Annotated in this window: 15 protein-coding genes, 1 tRNA gene and 1 pseudogene; 10 read left to right on the top strand and 7 right to left on the bottom strand. The window is 64.9% G+C overall.

Annotated elements, in window-relative coordinates:
- Position 1: 1 nt before the first annotated feature.
- The gene (locus tag ACZ47F_RS11090) at positions 2-592 is read right to left on the bottom strand and encodes a type II toxin-antitoxin system YhaV family toxin (RefSeq protein ID WP_464924772.1); all 591 of its coding nucleotides are present in this window, start codon (positions 590-592) and stop codon (positions 2-4) included.
- On the bottom strand, positions 589-918 hold the full coding sequence (locus ACZ47F_RS11085) for a type II toxin-antitoxin system PrlF family antitoxin (RefSeq protein ID WP_464924771.1): 330 nt from the start codon (positions 916-918) through the stop codon (positions 589-591). Before ACZ47F_RS11085 ends, ACZ47F_RS11090 begins: the two co-directional genes overlap by 4 nt.
- Positions 919-1,292: 374 nt before the next feature.
- Between ACZ47F_RS11085 and ACZ47F_RS11080 the strand changes: the two genes are divergently transcribed.
- The 8 genes and pseudogenes from ACZ47F_RS11080 to ACZ47F_RS11045 form a co-directional block, all read left to right on the top strand.
- The gene (locus tag ACZ47F_RS11080; protein ID WP_464924770.1) at positions 1,293-2,714 is read left to right on the top strand and encodes a circularly permuted type 2 ATP-grasp protein; all 1,422 of its coding nucleotides are present in this window, start codon (positions 1,293-1,295) and stop codon (positions 2,712-2,714) included.
- Positions 2,715-2,757: 43 nt separating this feature from the next.
- Entirely contained in the window at positions 2,758-3,714 is a 957-nt protein-coding gene (locus ACZ47F_RS11075; RefSeq protein ID WP_464924769.1) for an alpha-E domain-containing protein, read from the top strand.
- 40 nt (positions 3,715-3,754) lie between these two features.
- Complete coding sequence (locus ACZ47F_RS11070) at positions 3,755-7,192, top strand: transglutaminase family protein (RefSeq protein ID WP_464924768.1); 3,438 nt, start codon at positions 3,755-3,757, stop codon at positions 7,190-7,192.
- A 64-nt stretch (positions 7,193-7,256) separates the two neighbouring features.
- Positions 7,257-9,836, top strand: a complete 2,580-nt coding sequence (locus ACZ47F_RS11065) for a circularly permuted type 2 ATP-grasp protein (protein ID WP_464926626.1) — start codon at positions 7,257-7,259, stop codon at positions 9,834-9,836.
- A 20-nt stretch (positions 9,837-9,856) separates the two neighbouring features.
- The gene (locus ACZ47F_RS11060; protein ID WP_464924767.1) at positions 9,857-10,807 is read left to right on the top strand and encodes a transglutaminase family protein; all 951 of its coding nucleotides are present in this window, start codon (positions 9,857-9,859) and stop codon (positions 10,805-10,807) included.
- 574 nt (positions 10,808-11,381) lie between these two features.
- Complete coding sequence (gene relB, locus ACZ47F_RS11055) at positions 11,382-11,828, top strand: type II toxin-antitoxin system RelB family antitoxin (RefSeq protein ID WP_464924766.1); 447 nt, start codon at positions 11,382-11,384, stop codon at positions 11,826-11,828.
- The gene (locus ACZ47F_RS11050; protein ID WP_464924765.1) at positions 11,825-12,130 is read left to right on the top strand and encodes a type II toxin-antitoxin system RelE/ParE family toxin; all 306 of its coding nucleotides are present in this window, start codon (positions 11,825-11,827) and stop codon (positions 12,128-12,130) included. Before relB ends, ACZ47F_RS11050 begins: the two co-directional genes overlap by 4 nt.
- Before the next feature lie 270 nt (positions 12,131-12,400).
- A pseudogene (locus ACZ47F_RS11045) lies at positions 12,401-12,662 on the top strand (IS5-like element ISCARN14 family transposase); the annotation flags it as partial.
- 44 nt (positions 12,663-12,706) lie between these two features.
- On the opposite strand, the gene ACZ47F_RS11040 reads toward ACZ47F_RS11045, so the two are convergent.
- From ACZ47F_RS11040 to ACZ47F_RS11025, 4 genes are all read right to left on the bottom strand, one after another.
- A tRNA-Ser gene (locus tag ACZ47F_RS11040) sits at positions 12,707-12,796 on the bottom strand.
- A 36-nt stretch (positions 12,797-12,832) separates the two neighbouring features.
- On the bottom strand, positions 12,833-14,125 hold the full coding sequence (serS, locus tag ACZ47F_RS11035) for a serine--tRNA ligase (protein ID WP_464924764.1): 1,293 nt from the start codon (positions 14,123-14,125) through the stop codon (positions 12,833-12,835).
- Between the two features lie 51 nt (positions 14,126-14,176).
- Complete coding sequence (gene ispH, locus ACZ47F_RS11030; protein ID WP_464924763.1) at positions 14,177-15,148, bottom strand: 4-hydroxy-3-methylbut-2-enyl diphosphate reductase; 972 nt, start codon at positions 15,146-15,148, stop codon at positions 14,177-14,179.
- Positions 15,149-15,156: 8 nt separating this feature from the next.
- A complete protein-coding gene (locus tag ACZ47F_RS11025) occupies positions 15,157-15,618 on the bottom strand; it encodes an FKBP-type peptidyl-prolyl cis-trans isomerase (protein ID WP_464924762.1) in 462 nt (153 codons plus the stop codon).
- 82 nt (positions 15,619-15,700) lie between these two features.
- Between ACZ47F_RS11025 and radC the strand changes: the two genes are divergently transcribed.
- Together radC and ACZ47F_RS11015 are read left to right on the top strand one after the other, a co-directional pair.
- The gene (gene radC / locus ACZ47F_RS11020) at positions 15,701-16,381 is read left to right on the top strand and encodes a RadC family protein (protein ID WP_464924761.1); all 681 of its coding nucleotides are present in this window, start codon (positions 15,701-15,703) and stop codon (positions 16,379-16,381) included.
- Entirely contained in the window at positions 16,378-17,055 is a 678-nt protein-coding gene (locus ACZ47F_RS11015; protein ID WP_464924760.1) for a Smr/MutS family protein, read from the top strand. Before radC ends, ACZ47F_RS11015 begins: the two co-directional genes overlap by 4 nt.
- A gap of 433 nt (positions 17,056-17,488) precedes the next feature.
- On the opposite strand, the gene ACZ47F_RS11010 is transcribed toward ACZ47F_RS11015, so the two are convergent.
- On the bottom strand, positions 17,489-17,953 hold the full coding sequence (locus ACZ47F_RS11010) for a group II truncated hemoglobin (RefSeq protein ID WP_464924759.1): 465 nt from the start codon (positions 17,951-17,953) through the stop codon (positions 17,489-17,491).
- Positions 17,954-18,037 lie beyond the last annotated feature (84 nt).

Below are 18,037 nucleotides of genomic sequence, written 5' to 3'. Positions count from 1 at the left end.
GTCAAGGTCGTGAACCTGCTAACCGAGCATTGCAGTCGAGCCTCTTGCAAAACTCCCTGACGTGTTGCGTTGACGCAGCTCCCGTGGATGCATTGGCCCTTGCCAATGATTCCTGCATCCGCGGCGATTCTTTCTGCGCTTCAGCGAGGATCAGATCCCAGTGGTCAGGCGGATGCCCGCTTTCCAGCATCTTGCGGAACATCCAGTAGGCGTCGTCGGCGCTGTCGTAGGCCCGCTTCGTGTCCTCGTCGTTGACCCAGGCGTAGACGATCACCTTGGCCTGGGCGTGGTAGCGGAAGAACAGCCGGTACTGTTGGAAGAACTTGGCCCGAAACCAGTGCTTGTGATCGTCACCGAGCGCCCCACCCTGGCGGTACTCCGGTCGCGTCGGATCTTGGGGGATGACATCGAACGCCAGCTTGGTGATCGCGCCCAGTCGCTTGCTGGCGTTCTTTTTCACATATCCGACCGGGTCCTTCTGCTTCAGGATCTCGATCTGACGTGACAACGCCTCAATCTGCGCCAGGAACAGTGGATGGGCGAAGATCGTCCAGCCGTGAATGACCAAGGGCTCGGGCTTCCCTGCAGTCATTCATCGTCTTCCGAAAGGGCTGCATCGAGATCGACTTCGACACCTCCGACCAAGGACTGGAGCCGATGGACGAGGCCAGCATCCACGGATTGCAGCCGCTCGGGATGGCGACCGATGTCGGTGGCCAGGAAGCCGAGGAACTGACCTAGCAACGGGTCGTCACCGTCGGATGCTTCGACGCGCGTCAGCACCACCTCTCCGCTGGGGCGAATGGTGTAGTGGATCTTGTCGCGCTTGCCCAGCTTGAGGGCACGACGCACGATTTCCGGCACTGTGGTCTGGTAGCGATCGGTGAGGGTGGATTCGACTTCAAGGGTCGCGGCCATGGCACTCTCCTGCGGATTTGGGTTGGCGCCTGAATGGTAATGCAATTGCATTACCCCTCAGGGACGCCGGGCGCGACTGGGTGCAATTGGGTTTGCTTTTGGTCGACGCGACGGGCGCGGGTTCAATTCCGCGTTTGGGAACTGAACTGGGGCTGGAAAGCAGACGAGGTTGATCGGTTTCTCTGGGCACCAATCAAGGCACCCGACGCAGTCCAGGGCTGTCGCTTCCGCTGTGAGCCCCAGTGGCCGGTGGATTCTCCTTGATGTGGAACCGTCTCCCCTCTTGGATTTCACGGTGATGGCATCTGGCCTGTATCTTGCTTATTCAGCTATATGGCAACAGGTCGCACAGAGTGCCCCAACGAGAAACGACGATGCGCTTCTACGATGAAATGAGCCCCGCCGAAGGCGGAGTCCGGCCCCACTACGCGCAATACGCGCAGTGGCTGGCGCAGCAGCCGCCTGATACCATGCGCGCCAAACGTGAGGAGGCCGAGCTGATCTTCCGCCGCGTGGGCATCACCTTCGCGGTGTATGGCGACGAAGCGGGCACCGAGCGCCTCATTCCCTTCGACCTGATTCCGCGCATCATTCCCGCGGCCGAGTGGAAACAGCTCGAAGCCGGACTGAAGCAACGCGTGACCGCGCTCAACCGCTTCATCCACGACATCTATCACGACCAGGAAATTCTCAAGGCGGGCATCGTGCCGCCCGAGCAGGTAGTCGGCAACGCGCAGTTCCGCCCCGAGATGATGGGCATCGATCTGCCGCACCATGTGTATGCGCAGATCGCCGGCATCGACATCGTGCGCGCGGAAAACGCGGCAGGCGAAGGCGAGTACTACGTGCTCGAGGACAACCTGCGCGTTCCCTCCGGGGTGAGCTACATGCTGGAAAACCGCCGCATGATGATGCGGCTGTTTCCCGAGCTGTTCGCCCGGCACGGCATCGCCCCTGTGGCGCATTACCCCGACATGCTGCTGGAGAAGCTGCGCGCCGTGGCGCCGCCGGGGGTGAGCGATCCGACGGTGGTCGTGCTCACCCCGGGCATGTACAACTCGGCCTACTTCGAGCACGCCTTTCTCGCACAGCAGATGGGCGTGGAGCTGGTCGAAGGCCAAGACCTGTTCGTCAAGGATGACTTCGTCTACATGCGCACCACACAGGGCCCGCAGCAGGTCGATGTGATCTACCGCCGCATCGACGACGATTTTCTCGATCCCCAGGTGTTCCGCGCCGATTCGGCCATCGGCTGCGCCGGGCTGATGCGCGCCTACCGCGCAGGCAACGTAAATCTGGCCAACGCCATCGGCACCGGGGTGGCCGACGACAAGTCCATCTACCCCTATGTGCCGCGCATGATCGAGTTTTATCTAGGCGAAAAAGCCCTGCTGAACAACGTGCCCACCCGCATGTGCCGCGAGCCCGAGAGTCTGGCGTATGTGCTGGAGCATCTGCCCGAACTGGTGGTCAAGGAGGTGCACGGCGCCGGGGGCTACGGCATGCTGGTCGGCCCGGCATCCACCCAGGCCGAAATCGCCGCCTTTGCCGAGAGAATCAAGGCCCATCCCCACCACTACATCGCCCAGCCGACGCTGGCGCTGTCCACCTGCCCGACTTATGTCGAGTCGGGCATTGCCCCGCGCCACCTCGACCTGCGGCCTTTCGTGCTGTCGGGCAAGACCGTATCCATCGTCCCCGGCGGGCTCACCCGCGTGGCCTTGGCCGAAGGATCGCTGGTGGTCAACTCATCGCAGGGCGGCGGCACCAAGGACACCTGGGTGCTGGAGAAGTAGACCCGCCCGCGCTCCGTCATTTTCCGGCTCAAGGAAACGCCCCATGCTCAGCCGCACCGCCGATCACCTGTTCTGGATGGCCCGTTACACCGAACGCGCCGAAAACACGGCTCGCATGCTCGATGTGCATGTGCAGTCCGCCCTACTGCCGCAGGGGGCCGAGGCCATGCAACTGGGCTGGCGCGGGCTGCTGGGCATTTCCGAGCTGACCGACGCATACACCGAGCGGCATGGCGAGATTGATGCCAACAAGGTGCTCGACTTCATGGTGTGCGACACCAGCAACCCCTCGTCCATCCAGAGTTGCCTGCGCGCCGCACGCGAAAACGCCCGCGCGGTGCGCGGTGCCATCACCACCGAGGTGTGGGAGACGGTCAACCAGACCTGGCTCGAATCGCAGCGCATGCTGGCCCATGGCCTGCACCGACAGGACCCGGCGCAGTATTTCGAGTGGGTGAAATACCGCTCACACCTTTCGCGCGGCGTCACCTCGGGCACCATGCTGCAGGACGAGGCCTATCACTTCCTGCGCATCGGCACCTTTCTGGAGCGCGCCGACAACACCGCACGGCTGCTCGATGTGAAGTTCCACGCGCTGCAGTCCGATTTTTACGGCTCGGTGAATGGAAACGGCCGCCTGCAGGAGCACGACTTCTATCACTGGTCGGGCGTGCTCCGTTCGGTCTCCGGCTTCGAGGTCTATCGCAAGGTGTACCGCGACGTCATCGCTCCCGAGCGCGTGGCCGAGCTGCTCATCTTGCGGCCAGACATGCCGCGGTCACTGGCGGCCTGCATGATGGCGGTCAACACCCACCTGCGTGCCGTGGCCAACCCGCAGTCGCGCGAAACCCTGCGCCGCGCCGGTCTGCTCAATGCCGAGCTGCAGTTCGGCCGGCTCGACGACATCATGGCCACCGGGCTGCACGCCTATCTCACCCATTTTCTGGAACGCATCAACGATCTGGGTGTGGGCATCAGTCAAGACTTTCTCGCCGCCTGATTCAGCAAGTCGCGTTTCCTCCCCTACCCAAGGTGCCCGGATGTCCATCCACGTCAAGCTCACGCACACCACGACCTACCGCTTCGATCGTCCGGTCGGGATGTCGCCGCATGTGGTACGGCTGCGCCCTGCGCCGCATTGCCGCACGCCCATCCTGTCGTACAGCCAGCGCGTCGAGCCGACACAGCATTTCATCAACTGGCAGCAGGACCCATTCGCCAATTATCTGGCCCGCCTGACCTTTCCAGAAAAGGCGACCTTGCTGCAGATCACGGTCGATCTGGTGGCCGAAATGGCGGTGTACAACCCGTTCGACTTCTTTCTCGAACCCGAGGCCCAGCGATTCCCTTTCAGCTATACCCCGGAACTCAGGCACGAACTCGGCCCCTATCTGGCCGCCGATCCGCTGACCCCGCGGCTGGAGGCGCTGCTGGGCAGCATCGACCGCACCCCGCGCCGCACCATCGACTTTCTGGTGGACATCAACCAGCAGCTGCAGCGCGACATCGGCTACACCATTCGCATGGAGCCTGGGGTACAGACGCCCGAACAAACTCTTGAACGCGCCTGCGGCTCCTGTCGCGACACCGGCTGGCTGCTGGTGCAGGTGCTGCGCCATCTGGGGCTGGCGGCGCGCTTCGTCTCCGGCTATCTCATCCAGCTCACGCCCGACGTGAAGGCGCTCGACGGCCCCAGCGGGCCTGAGGCCGACTTCACCGATCTGCACGCCTGGTGCGAGGTGTATCTGCCCGGTGCCGGCTGGATCGGCCTCGACCCCACTTCCGGCCTGCTCGCGGGCGAAGGCCACATCCCATTGGCCTGCACCCCGCAACCCTCGGGCGCCGCGCCGGTCGAAGGACTGATCGACGCATGCGAGGTGGAGTTCAGCCATCACATGGAAGTCACCCGCATCTTCGAGTCACCACGGGTCACCAAGCCCTACACCGATGACCAGTGGCAGGCCGTGCTCACCCTGGGCGAACTGGTCGATCAGGAATTAAAGAATGGCGACGTGCGCCTCACCCAAGGCGGCGAACCCACTTTCGTTGCCACCACTGATCGCGACGCGCCCGAGTGGAACACCGACGCGCAGGGCCCAACCAAGCGCGGCTACGCCGCCGAACTCATTGGCAAGCTGATCAAGCGCTACGGCCCCGGCGGCTTTCTGCACTTCGGCCAGGGCAAGTGGTATCCGGGCGAGCAGTTGCCGCGCTGGGCGCTGTCGGCGGTGTGGCGGCGCGACGGCCAGCCCTGCTGGCACAACCCGGCCCTGTTCGCCGACGAGCGGCAAGGCGGCACCGCCACCCACTTCGACGCACACACCTTCATCCTCGCCCTGGTCGACACCCTGGGCGTCAATCCCGCCCATGTGCAGACCGGCTTTGAAGACACCTGGTACTACCTGTGGCGTGAGCGCCGCCTGCCGGTCAACGTCGACCCATTCGATTCGCGGGTCGAAGACGAACTCGAGCGCGCCCGTCTGCGTAAAGTGTTCGACCAGGGGCTGAAAACGCCGACCGGCTACGCCCTGCCGATCCGGCGCGAACCGGAGATGCCCGGCGCCTCGCTGGGCGGCCCGCGCTGGGTCTCCGGCCCGTGGTTCTTCCGCGACGAACGTATGTATCTGATCCCCGGCGACTCGGCGATGGGCTGGCGGCTGCCGCTCGACTCGCTGCCCTGGGCCACCGAGGGTGAGCGCGCCTCCGACTGGGCACAAGACCCGTTCGCGTCACGCCAGCCTCTGCCCGAAGCCGTCGCGCTGCGCACCCAGTACGGCCCGATGCACCGCATTCGGAGCGGTTACGCCGAGGGCGGCACCGTCGGGGTGCAAAACCAGGACGCGGTTGCCCCACGCCGGAGCACTGGCACCAGAACCGTGCCGCTGTCCAGCGGCGATGGTCAGCGCAGGCGCCCGGGACATGGCCGACAGCCCGAACGCTTTGAGTCTGCCGGCTGGGTTGTGCGCACCGCGCTGTGCGTGGAGGCGCGCGGCGGCATTCTGTATGTATTCATGCCGCCGCTGACCTCGGCGGAAGACTATCTCGACCTGCTCGCTGCCATTGAAACCACCGCGCAGCGCCTGCAGGTCAAACTGGTACTCGAAGGCTATCCGCCCCCACATGACCCGCGTCTGAACCTGCTGCAGGTCACGCCCGATCCCGGCGTCATCGAGGTCAACATCCACCCGGCGCACAACTGGGCCGAGTTGGTCGACCATACCGAGTTCCTCTATCAGGCCGCGTTTGAAACCCGCCTAGGCGCCGAGAAATTCATGCTCGACGGCCGCCACACCGGCACCGGCGGCGGCAACCATGTGGTGCTCGGCGGCGCCACCCCGGCCGATAGCCCCTTCTTGCGACGCCCCGATCTGCTAGCCAGCCTGATCGCCTACTGGCACAACCATCCCAGCTTGAGCTATTTGTTCTCGGGCCTGTTCATCGGCCCCACCAGCCAGGCGCCGCGGGTGGACGAAGCGCGCGACGATCAGGTCTATGAACTCGAAATCGCCCTGGCCGAGCTGCGTGCCAACCGCGCGCGCTACGGCATCGACGCACCGCCTTGGTTTGTCGATCGCACCCTGCGCAACCTCCTGATCGACGTCACCGGCAATACCCATCGCAGCGAGTTCTGCATCGACAAGCTCTACAGCCCCGACAGCCCCACCGGGCGGCTCGGCCTGCTGGAGTTGCGCGCCTTCGAGATGCCACCGCATGCCCGCATGAGTGTGGTGCAACAGCTGCTGCTGCGCGCGCTGATCGCCCGCTTCTGGCGCACGCCCTACACCGCCGCACTGCAGCGCTGGGGCACGGCGCTGCACGACCGCTTCCTGCTGCCCACCTTCATTGCCATGGATTTCGACGACGTGCTCACCGAACTGCGCGAGGCCGGGTTCGACTTCGACCCGCAGTGGTTCGCCCCGCATCACACCTTCCGCTTCCCGCTGCTGGGCGATTACGCGGTGAGCGGCATGAAGCTGGAACTGCGCATGGCGCTCGAACCTTGGCACGTCATGGGCGAAGAGGGGGCGGCGGGCACCACGGTGCGCTATGTCGATTCGTCGCTGGAGCGCCTGGAGGTGAAAATCAACGGCCTGACCGACAGCCGCCATGTGCTCACGGTCAACGGCCGCGCGGTGCCACTGCAGCCCACAGGGCGCAGCGGCGAGTTCGTCAGCGGCGTGCGCTACCGCGCGTGGCGTCCGCCCTCGGCGCTGCATCCCGGCATTGGCGTGCACGCCCCGCTGACCTTCGATCTGGTCGATACCTGGATGGAACGCTCGCTCGGCGGCTGCCAGTACCATGTCGAGCATCCAGGCGGCAGCAACCCCACTACCTTCCCGATTAACGCGTACGAGGCCGAAAGCCGCCGCCTGTCGCGCTTTTTCCGCATGGGCCACACCCCGGGCCGCATCCGGGTGGCACCGGCGCATGCCAGCCTGGAATTTCCCTTCACCCTGGATTTGCGAACTGGAGCGTGAAGTTTGACCGGAATCGGGGGATGCGCTGTGCCGTGTCTGCATCCCCCGCATGCCACAATGCCATATGGTCAGCCTGTTCCAGTCTCCATCCCAATCGCAGGGCCAGTCCAATCCGGGCGACGACTGCGCCGCGCTCGCCCGCGACCTAGCGCCCCCCGTCATCCCCGGACATTGGGACGAATTGCGTGGCGGTGTGTCCGATGGCATGGCGGGCGCGCCGCTGGCCCCGCTGTGGGACCAATTTTTTCGGCTGCTCGGCCCAGGCGGCTTCGACAGCCTGAGCACCCGCCAGCAGCAGTTGCTGCAGCAGATTCACGACGATGGTGTGACCTACAACGTCCACGCCGACGCGACGCAGGCGGTACGGGCCTGGTCGGTCGATCTGTTCCCACTGCTGGTCGACTCCGCCTCCTGGAAGCAGATTTCTGCCGGAGTCGCACAGCGCGCCGCGCTGCTCAACACCATCTTGGCCGACATCTACACCGGCCCGCAGCGCACACTCAAGGAGGGCTTGCTGCCACCCGCGCTGGTGCAGGGTCACCCCGGCTATCTGCGCGCGGTGTATGGCCACGTGCCGCCAGGCAATGTCTGGCTGCACATCGCCGCGTTCGACCTGGCACGCGGCCCTGACGGGGTGTGGCGCGTGGTCAACCAGCGGGTGCAGGCGCCGTCCGGCCTAGGCTATCTGCTGGAAAACCGCATCCTCATCTCCCGTCTGTTCCCCGAGGCGTTCAGCCAGCTCAAGGTGCAGCGTCTGGCCGCCAGCTACCGGCTGCTGATGGACACGTTACTGCGGCTGTCGCCTGGCGGCGTAGGCAGTCGCGTCGTGTTGCTCACCCCCGGCCCGTATAGCGAAACCTATTTCGAGCAGGTCTATCTGGCGCGTTACCTGGGCATCACCCTGGCCGAGGGCAGCGACCTCACAGTGCGCGAGGACCGGCTGTTTCTCAAGACCCTGCGCGGCCTGGAGCCGGTGCATGTGGTGCTGCGCCGCCTGGACGACAGTTTCTGCGACCCGCTGGAACTGCGTCCGGACTCGATGCTCGGCGTCGTCGGCCTGTTGCAGGCGGTGCGCGCGGGCCAAGTGCTCGTGGCCAACGCGCTGGGCGCGGGCTTTCTTGAATCGCCCGCGGTGCAGGGTTTTCTGCCCAAGCTGTGCGAAACCCTGTTGGGCGAGCCGCTCAAGCTGCCGTCGCTGCCCACTTGGTGGTGCGGCGAGCCGGGTGTGTGCGACAAGCCGCTGGACGATCTGCGCGCCTGGGTGGTCAAGCCGGTGCATGCCGATTGCGGCTTCGAGCCCACCGTGATGGCCAGCCTGGACTTTGGGCAGCTGCCGCCGTGGCGCGAGCGGGTGCAGTCCAACCCGGCACTGGTTACGCTGCAGCAGTATCAACCCCTGCCGCATGTGCCGGTGTGGAGCAATGACCGCCTCGCCGCCCGTGCGGCCATGCTGCGGGCCTATGCCATTTCCGACGGCCAGGGCGGCTGGCGGGTGCTGCCTGGCGGGCTGGTGCGCACTGCGCCGCCTGGCGGCAACACGGTGTCGATGCAGCGTGGTGGCAGCAGCCAGGACGCCTGGATCATCACCGGCGACGCAGTGGATGATTCCACCCTGCTGCCCGCGCCAATGCGGCCGCAAGACCTGGTCAACCACCACCGCGTGGTCACCAGCCGCGCGGCGGAAAACCTGTACTGGCTAGGCCGCTACAGCGAGCGCGCCGAATTCAGCGTGCGGCTGGCGCGCATCACCCTGGGTGCGCTGTCAGGCGACGACGATCTGGGCCCTACCGTGCGCGACATGCTCGACCAATGGTGCCGCAGCACCGGCCTGATCGCGCAGGACGCACCCAAACTCGGCGACAACCCGCAGGGCTTCGAGCGCTGCATCGTGCGCGGCCTAAGGCCAGGGCTGCATCAAGGCGGCATCGTGCAGAATCTGCAGGCACTGGGCAACGCCGCTGCGCAGGTGCGTGAGCGGCTGGGCGGCGACCACCGGCAGTGGATCGCGTCGGCCACCGGGCTCGAACTTCTCCCCGCGGATGTGCGGCGCGAGGAACTCCAATCCACCCAGGCGCTGCGCGGGCTGGAACAGCTCACCGAGATGCTCAGCGCCATCACCGGCGCGCAGACCGACCGCATGACCCGCGACGACGGCTGGCGGCTGCTGAGCATCGGCCGTCACATCGAGCGGCTGGTGCTGCTTGCCGACGCGCTCATCGTGGCCTTCCGCAGTGGCGCGGTGCACAGCGACAGCGGCTTCAACCTGCTGCTGGCCCTGTTCGACAGCATCATCACCTACCGCGCGCTCTACCAGAATCGGCTGGAAATTCCGCCCCTGCTCGACCTGCTCATGCTCGACCGCGAAAACCCCCGCGCGCTGGGCTGGGTGGCGCAGACCCTGCGGGCGCGCATGGCCAAGCTGCCAGCCAGTGCCGAGGACAAGGCCGCGTTGCTCGCGCTCGCACCCGATCCGGACGACTGGCATCTGCCCGAGCTGTGCGCCCATACCAACGAGCCCCACTACAACTGGCTGGATCTCACCCTCACCCAGGCCATGGACAACGCCTGGCGCCTGTCCGACGAGATCAGCCGCCGCTACTTCGCCCACGCCAATGCCCCCGATCGCACCTTGGGCGGGTATTGAGCGCCCTGCCTCTGCACCCCATGAACACGCTCCCACCCGACGCCCCTGCGCCGCCCGCGGCCGACGACGTGCTCTACCGCGTGGTGCATGAAACCGCCTACGCCTACGCGACCCCGGTGGAGCTGGCGTACCACCTTGCTCACCTGTGCCCGCTCGATCACCCGGCGCAGCAACGCCTCGACTTCGTGTGCGAGATTCAACCCGTGCCGGAACATCGCCACAGCGATGTCGATGTGTTTGGCAACCAGCGCGAGTTCTTCGCCTACTACAGCCCGCACGACACTCTGAGCGTGCGCGCTGTCAGCCTAGTGCGGGTACGCACGCCGCCCACCCCGGACTGGGCCGCCAGCCCGCCCTGGGACGCCGTGCGCGAACAACTGCTCTACCGCGCGGGCAAGCCCTATGTGGCCGAGGCCCAGTACACCTTCGGCACCCATTTCTCTCCGCTGTTTGTGCAAGCAGCCGCCTACGCCCAGCCCAGCTTTTCCGCAGGACGGCCGCTGCTCGATGGCGCGCTCGACCTGATGCGCCGCCTCCACGCCGACTTCACCTACAACCCCGACAGCACCGAAGTGCAAACGCGCGCCCCGCAGGCGCTAGAACTGCGCGCAGGGGTCTGCCAGGACTATGCCCATGTGATGATTTCCGCACTGCGCAGCCTCGGGCTGGCCGCGCGCTACGTCAGCGGCTATCTGCGCTCACATCCCCGGCCCGGAGAAGAACAACTGGTCGGCGCCGACGCCTCGCATGCCTGGGTGGCGGTGTGGTGTCCGGTCAACGGCTGGGTGGAATTCGACCCCACCAACAACCGCCAGCCCGCAGCCGACTACGTGCGCATCGCCATAGGCCGCGACTTCGCCGATGTGTCGCCGCTGCGCGGCGTGATTCGTGGCGGCGGCGAACACACGCTCAAGGTTGGCGTGCGTGTCAGCCCGGTGGACGAAGCGGCGATGAGAACCCCGGGGCCATGAGCAAATCCGCGCGGATATAAGGCTGCGCCTGCCTGCTGAGTGCGCGGGCGAGGGTCTCGAGCAGCGGGTTCGATGGGAAAACCTGCCCATAGCTCATGGCCAGCGGCAGACTTCTTCACAACACAACGCCAATTGCGACTTGATCGCCGGGAGGCATCCATATAAGGATGAGCCATGACCGGGACCACAACGCCGCGCGCAATCTACAACGGCTGGCCACCGCAACGGCCCTACCCGCGGCGAGTCCGTCCGGCAACGGCGGCACTGCGGCAGAGAAGGTCTCTGCTGTCGTCGGGAAAGTCACGCCTGTCAGAGACGAAGGTGGTCAGCAAGACACGTCGGGGCAGGAAAGGAAACGTGCGCATAAAAGAACCGTGCACATGATTGCGCGCATTCTTGAGAGCAGATAACGTCCAGGCGCAAGATTTTCTCGTTCAAAAGGTGCTTGGAACCCGCATGAACGCTTGCACTGTTGTCGCCCTACTTATCGGTTGCTGAGTAAAACGCTTGCACGTTTCCTTGATTACATACACAATGAACCATGTTTCAGACGGCAGACCACAAGGAGCCAACCATGCAAAGCATGACCATAGAGCAGCTACGCGCTGCAAGTAACGCCGGCGGCGTGTCTGGCGTGACCTTGAAAGGACAGGGCGGGGCATTCCTCGTTCAGATCGCCACCCGCAGCGGTTCCAGTGCCGTGTTGTCGAAGGCCCGAAGCACCGAACCGCGCCGGTTTGGCAACCCGCTGGCCGCGTTGAATGTGCTGCGTGATATTGGCATCACGGTAGGCAAGTTCGACGCGAGCGAATATGACCCGGCCGACAAGGAGCCGGGCGCCGGCAACCGAGGCAGGGCCGATGCAATGCGCGGCGCACATAAGGCCGCCGCCTATAACCAGTGGCTGGCCGGCGAGATTCAGGCATCCATTGACGACCCACGGCCGAGCATTCCGCACGATGAAGTCATGGCCGAGATGGACGCCGACATTGCCGCCTTGCCGAAGAAAAAACGCGCATGACGGCCAAGCCTTACCGCATTGAATGGCGGCCAATGGCACGCGAGGACTTGTGCGCCATCGTGCGCTACATCGGTAAGGACAACCCGACGCGGGCCAAGAGCTTCGGGCAGGATCTGCGCGACAAAACCAAGCCGCTTGCACAGCATCCAGAGCTTGGCCGACAGGGCCGACCGGGCTTGCCCGAGTGGTTGCGCGAACTGGTCGTGCATCCGAAGAACTACATCGTTTTTTATCGTGTGCTGGCCGAGGCTCGCACCGTCGAAATTTTGAGAGTGAAGCATGCGGCGCAACAAACGCCGTGATTTGATCCGGCCCGACGATGTATTCGCTTTTTCAGCCGTCTTTACTGAGGCGCGCCCGCGTGGAGTTCAGAGGGCCGGAGCGATGGCATTAACAGGCCGTTGAAAAACGTCGCGAGGATGGCCAGATGCAAGGCGCACGGCGCGCAGCGACCGAGACATATCAAATAGATAGGCGAGGCAGCGCGCACCGTGCAACGCCGCAGATGGCCCACCGCAGTAGTTTTTCAACGGCCTGTTAAATAACATTCAACATTGTTACTATAAGATACCCACGGCATCAACGTGGAGGTCGTGCGCCACCCCGGCAACCGCGGCACGGGCACTTGGCAAGACGCTCAGCAGCCTCTGTGGCCACAGGTTGTGGCCAAGGGCTTCGTGGTGCAAGCCAAGCGCTGGGTTGTCGAGCGCACGCATGCCTGGAACGGGCGCCCCCGCCGCCTCATGGCACACCATGACAGATCAAACTGGGGCCCCACTGGCGTGGGTCTGGCTGGCCAAAGCGCGTATCCTCGCCACTAGACTGGCCACATAAATCATTACGTCTACACCCTCTGAGGGATCGACTTGGATGAATTCTGGCGGAAAGGGAGGGATTCGAACCCTCGGTAGGCTTGCGCCTACGCCTGATTTCGAGTCAGGTACATTCGACCACTCTGCCACCTTTCCTAGTTTCCGGTCACCCGAAAAGCATAAGAGTATATATCAAACTGCGGGTTGCAGCTCGGCCTGGCCGTCCATGTAGGGTCGCAGCGCCTGCGGAATGTCGATGCCACCATCTGCACGCTGGTAGTTTTCCAGAACGGCGACGAGCGTGCGGCCCACGGCTAGGCCCGAGCCGTTGAGGGTGTGCACTAGGTCTGGTTTGCCGCTTTCGGTGCGATAGCGCGCCTGCATGCGTCGGGCCTGGAAGGCCTGCATGTTGGAGCAGGAGGAAATTTCGCGGTAAGTGTTCTGCCCCGGCAACCAGACTTCGAGATCGTGGGTGCGCGCGCTGCCAAACCCCATATCTCCAGTGCACAGCACGACGGTACGGTAGGGCAGTTCGAGCCGCTGCAGGATGGCCTCGGCGTGTGCGGTGAGGGTTTCCAGAGCAGCTGCGGATTCTTCCGGCCGGGTGATCCAGACCAGTTCGACCTTGTCGAACTGGTGCTGGCGGATCAGGCCGCGGACATCGCGCCCGCCCGAACCAGCCTCGGATCGAAAGCACGGGGTGTGCGCCACGAATCGCAGCGGCAGCTGGTCGGGATCAAGAATTTGCTCGCGCACCAGATTGGTCAGCGGAACTTCGGCGGTAGGAATGAGGTAATGGTTCTCGCCGTCGCCGTGCTGCACGGGGAAGAGGTCTGCCTCGAACTTGGGCAGCTGGCCGGTGCCCCGCAACGCCGGTGATGCGACGATGTAGGGCACATAGGCTTCGGTGTAGCCGTGCTCGGTGGTGTGGACATCGAGCATGAACTGGGCGAGCGCCCGGTGCAGCCGCGCGACTGGGCCACACAGCACGGCAAAACGGGCGCCGGACATGCGGGCGGCGGCCTCGAAGTCCAGGCCGAACCTGGCGCCGATGTCGACATGGTCGCGCACCGGGAAGTCAAATGTCCGCGGGTTGCCCCAACGCCGAAGTTCGACGTTGCCCGTCTCGTCGGCTCCGACAGGGACATCCTCGGCGGGCAGATTGGGCACGGCCATGAGCAGGTCGTGCAGTTCGGCCTGCAGTGTCTCCAGCCGGGCGGCATCGGTCTCCAGCGTGGCCTTGATGCGCCCGACCTCCTCCAGCATCGGTGTCACATCCTCGCCCCTGGCTTTGGCGTAGCCGATCTGCTTTGAGAGCTGATTGCGCCTGGCCTGCAGGTCTTCGGTGCGTTTTTGCAGAGTCTTGCGTTCGGATTCCAGCGCCTCGAAGCGGGGAACATCGAGGAAGGGCTGCGGTGACTTGCGGGTTTCCAGACGTTGGATGACCTGCGACAGGTCCTTGCGCAGCAGGTTGATGTCGAGCATATTGGCAGATGAGAGAGGAAAGCCGCCCGCGACGGGCGGGGATAGGAAGAATCAGCGCGCCGCCTTGGCTGCCAGGCCGCGCGGTAAGGGAAACTGCACGGACTCGGCCACGCCTTGCATGCTGCGTACCGACACGGCGCCGAGTTGCCGCAACCGGGCGATGACCTGCTCGACCAATGCCTCGGGCGCGGAGGCACCGGCGGTCAGCCCGACCCGCGCGGCGCCGGCGATCCACTCAGGTCGCAGGTCTTCGGCGCAATCGACCATGTAGGCCGGCTTGTCCAGGCGTTGCGCCACCTCGCGTAGTCGGTTGGAGTTGGAACTCGTGGGGCTGCCGACGACGATCAGCACATCGACCTGCGGGGTGAGGACCTTGACCGCATCCTGCCGGTTCTGCGTGGCGTAGCAGATGTCCTGCTTTTTTGGCTCGTGGATCTGCGGAAAGCGCCGACGCAGCGCGACCACGATCTCGGCCGCGTCGTCCACCGACAGCGTGGTTTGCGTCACATAGGCCAGCGGTGCGTCCGGTGCGATTGGCAACTGGGCGACGTCTTCCACGTTCTGCACCAGATGGATGCCTTCGGCCTGCCCCATCGTGCCTTCGACCTCGGGATGCCCGGCGTGGCCGATCATCACGATTTCAAACCCATTGCGGCGCAGCTTGGCCACCTCGACATGCACCTTGGTCACCAGCGGACAGGTGGCGTCGAACACCTGCAGTCCCAGCGCGTGCGCCTGCGCCCGCACGGCCTGCGAGACGCCGTGCGCGGAAAACACGACCGTCGCGCCGCTGGGCACCTGTTCCAGATCATCGACGAACACCGCGCCCTTGGACTTCAGATCATTGACCACATATGTGTTGTGGACGATTTCATGGCGCACATAGATCGGCGCGCCAAAACGCATCAGCGCCTGTTCGACGATGGTGATGGCGCGATCCACCCCGGCGCAGAATCCGCGCGGGTTGGCGAGCAGAACCAGCGGCTGTCCAGACGGAGCCGCGGCTTCGGACGGATCGGACATGGGCATGGTCACAGCACGGCCAGGATGTGGACTTCGAATGTGGTCGCACAGTCCGCCAGGGGGTGATTGAAGTCGAGCAGGAGCGCGTCGCGCGCCTCGTCTACCTCGCGCACCAGCGCCGTGAGCAGACCGGGATCGCCACCGTTCATGGGCAGACGCAGGCGCAGCACATCACCCACCTGCGGCGGCGGCCCGGGGCGTTCACGCGCCTGCTCGGCCACATCGCACGACACCCAGCGCAGCAATCCAGGCAGACGGGCGCCGAACGCGGCACCGGCGGGCAGGTCAAAGCGGGTGTGCGTGCCCTCCTCCAGCCCGATCAGCAGCTTTTCGAGCGCCGGGCTGAGTTGCCCCTGTCCCAGAGTGAGCGTGGCCGGAGTAAGGCCAAAGGTGTTGACCGCATCCACCCCTGCCGGGTCGCTCAGGCGGTAATGCAGGGTGAGATAGGAATCGGCTTGAACGCAGGGCACGGTGTGGTGGCGCAGGCAAAATAACGCAGACACGACCGCCGCATCTGCGAGATGCGCCTGCATTTTAGGTGGAACCCCGCATATGGCCACGCGCATCGCCGATCTTCCTGCCGAGACCCGTCCCCGCGAAAAGCTGCTGGCGCGCGGCCCACAGGCCCTGGCCGATGCCGAGCTGGTCGCCATCGTGCTGCGCACCGGGGTGCGCGGACAAAGCGCGATCGACCTGGCCGCGGCGTTGCTCGCGCGCTTTGGCGGTCTGCACGGACTGCTCAATGCACCGTCCCAGCAGCTGCGCCAGGTGAAGGGTCTGGGCGCGGCCAAGTACGCGGAAATCGCCGCTGTGCTCGAACTCGCGCGGCGCACGCTCAGCGAGCAAATGCAGCAGCAGACCCTACTAGACTCGCCGACTGCGGTACGCGACTATCTGCGGTTGTGGCTGGGCCCGCAGTCGGTGGAAATCTTTGCGGCGCTGTTTCTCGACAACCAGCACCGGCTGATCGCCACTGAGGAACTATCGCGCGGCACCCTGGCGCACACCAGCGTTTACCCGCGCGAAATCGTCAAGGCCGCGCTGCGCCTGAACGCCGCCGCGCTGATCCTCGCGCACAACCATCCCAGCGGCGTAGATGAGCCCTCTGCAGCGGATCGCGCGCTGACCCAGACGTTACGGGCCGCGTTGGCGCTGGTCGAGGTGCGCGTGCTCGATCATCTGGTGGTCACGCGCCAGAGCGTGTTCTCCTTTGCGGAGCGTGGGCTGCTGTGAAACCGCCCGCAGCGCCCAAGCCACGGCATCTGGACACGCTGAGCGAACTGCGGCGTCGGCTGCGCCAGCCGCCGCCACCACCACCCGTGGCGCGCCATGCGCCCGCTGCTGTGGCCCAAACCCTGCCCACCGAGACCGACCGCGCGCTGTTTCGTGCGGCCACCGCGGGGGTGCAGCCGCTGCGCCGCGCAGATTGGCCGCAGCCGGCAGGTCTGCGGACGTCTGCGCCGCAGCCAATTCCCAGACAGCACATGCTTGACGAGCAGGCTGTGCTGCGCGAGGCAATGTCTGACGAACTCGATCTGGATCATTTGCTGGAAACCGATGTCACCCTGTCTTGGCGGCGCAATGGCATCGGTTCCGACATCCTGCGCAAGTTGCGCCGAGGCCACTGGGTGATCCAGAGCGAAATCGACCTACACGGCCTGCGCCGTGACGAGGCGCGCGAGGTCCTCGGGCAGTTTTTGCGCACCGCGGTACAGAGGGAGTGGCGCTGCGTGCGGGTGATTCACGGCAAGGGGCTGAGCTCGCCACTGCGCGAGCCGGTGCTCAAGCACAAGGTGCGCAGCTGGCTGATGCAGCGTGACGAAGTCCTGGCCTATGTACAGGCACGGCCAAGCAACGGCGGCGCCGGTGCGTTGGTGTTGCTGCTGCGCTCAGTGCGGCGCGGTTGATTCGGCACACTGAGCTGCACAGGCAAACGTCTGAAGGCTCCCCGGCACGATCTCCTCGCAATCGCAGAAGGGGTGCAAGAAAGGATGCTCTATCCCACCCTTTGGGAAAGGTTGCTTTCTGCCTGAAAGATGACGATCCTGACATCCTCCCCGCCCTTGGCCTTCAGCCACCGCTTGCGCGGGAAGCCAAAGATTCCTACTACGCTACTGCGCTCAGGCGCGACATGGTGCCGCTCCTGAGTCGCTTCGGTGGGTTCCTGCTTCCGGCCGCCAAAGCGGCCAGGTCCACAGGCCATCCGGGCTGCCTTGCGGTTTCAGGGTCGTTGCGCCATTCGGTGAGTAGCTTGCACAAACCTGCATAGCCGAGTTTCTTCTCGCCTTGCTCGCGGCGCACCGAACTCGCCCTGAACGGCGGGGCTTGTCGCGCACCGGGTCAGCGGTGCACCACATTGCCTGCAGGCATGTTGCCGGGCTCGGCCTTGTTGCGCATCCAGTCGGCAGTGCCGGCGAAGGCTTCGTGCAGCTGGCGGCGCAATTCAGGCTCGATCTGCAGCTCATCGAGGGCCTGCAGCATGCAGGCCATCCAGTCATCCCGCTCCTTGGTGCCGATGGCGTAGGGGAAATGCCGCATGCGCAAACGTGGGTGGCCGAAACGCGGCGAATACAGATCGGGTCCGCCCAGCCAGCCGCTGAGAAACCAGAACAGCTTGTCGCGGGTTTCGTCCGAGTGCGTCGGGTGCATGGCGCGCAGATCGGCGTAGCGCGGCTCCAGGTCCATCAGATCGTAGAACCGGTCGACCAGCCTGCGAACCCCCTCCTCGCCGCCGAGCCGCTGGTAAGGGGTCTGAAGTTCGGCTGCCGCAGGGTTGGTAGAGATGGGAGTGACGGCAATGGACATGACGAGTTCGCTCGGGTGTGAACAGATAGACGACAGACGCAGCGGAGTGCGCGATTATGGGAGAGAAGCGGCTGCAAGGCTTGC

Source organism: Thiomonas islandica (genome assembly GCF_055383445.1).
This window is presented reverse-complemented; position numbering and strand designations above follow the sequence as displayed.

What these genes read in the sequence shown, in the direction of transcription:
- ACZ47F_RS11090 (WP_464924772.1), bottom strand. Translation starts at nt 592, where the DNA reads ATGACTGCAGGGAAGCCCGAGCCCTTGGTCATTCACGGCTGGACGATC.
- ACZ47F_RS11085 (WP_464924771.1), bottom strand. Translation starts at nt 918, where the DNA reads ATGGCCGCGACCCTTGAAGTCGAATCCACCCTCACCGATCGCTACCAG.
- ACZ47F_RS11080 (WP_464924770.1), top strand. Translation starts at nt 1,293, where the DNA reads ATGCGCTTCTACGATGAAATGAGCCCCGCCGAAGGCGGAGTCCGGCCC.
- ACZ47F_RS11075 (WP_464924769.1), top strand. Translation starts at nt 2,758, where the DNA reads ATGCTCAGCCGCACCGCCGATCACCTGTTCTGGATGGCCCGTTACACC.
- ACZ47F_RS11070 (WP_464924768.1), top strand. Translation starts at nt 3,755, where the DNA reads ATGTCCATCCACGTCAAGCTCACGCACACCACGACCTACCGCTTCGAT.
- ACZ47F_RS11065 (WP_464926626.1), top strand. Translation starts at nt 7,257, where the DNA reads ATGGTCAGCCTGTTCCAGTCTCCATCCCAATCGCAGGGCCAGTCCAAT.
- ACZ47F_RS11060 (WP_464924767.1), top strand. Translation starts at nt 9,857, where the DNA reads ATGAACACGCTCCCACCCGACGCCCCTGCGCCGCCCGCGGCCGACGAC.
- relB (WP_464924766.1), top strand. Translation starts at nt 11,382, where the DNA reads ATGCAAAGCATGACCATAGAGCAGCTACGCGCTGCAAGTAACGCCGGC.
- ACZ47F_RS11050 (WP_464924765.1), top strand. Translation starts at nt 11,825, where the DNA reads ATGACGGCCAAGCCTTACCGCATTGAATGGCGGCCAATGGCACGCGAG.
- serS (WP_464924764.1), bottom strand. Translation starts at nt 14,125, where the DNA reads ATGCTCGACATCAACCTGCTGCGCAAGGACCTGTCGCAGGTCATCCAA.
- ispH (WP_464924763.1), bottom strand. Translation starts at nt 15,148, where the DNA reads ATGTCCGATCCGTCCGAAGCCGCGGCTCCGTCTGGACAGCCGCTGGTT.
- radC (WP_464924761.1), top strand. Translation starts at nt 15,701, where the DNA reads ATGGCCACGCGCATCGCCGATCTTCCTGCCGAGACCCGTCCCCGCGAA.
- ACZ47F_RS11010 (WP_464924759.1), bottom strand. Translation starts at nt 17,953, where the DNA reads ATGTCCATTGCCGTCACTCCCATCTCTACCAACCCTGCGGCAGCCGAA.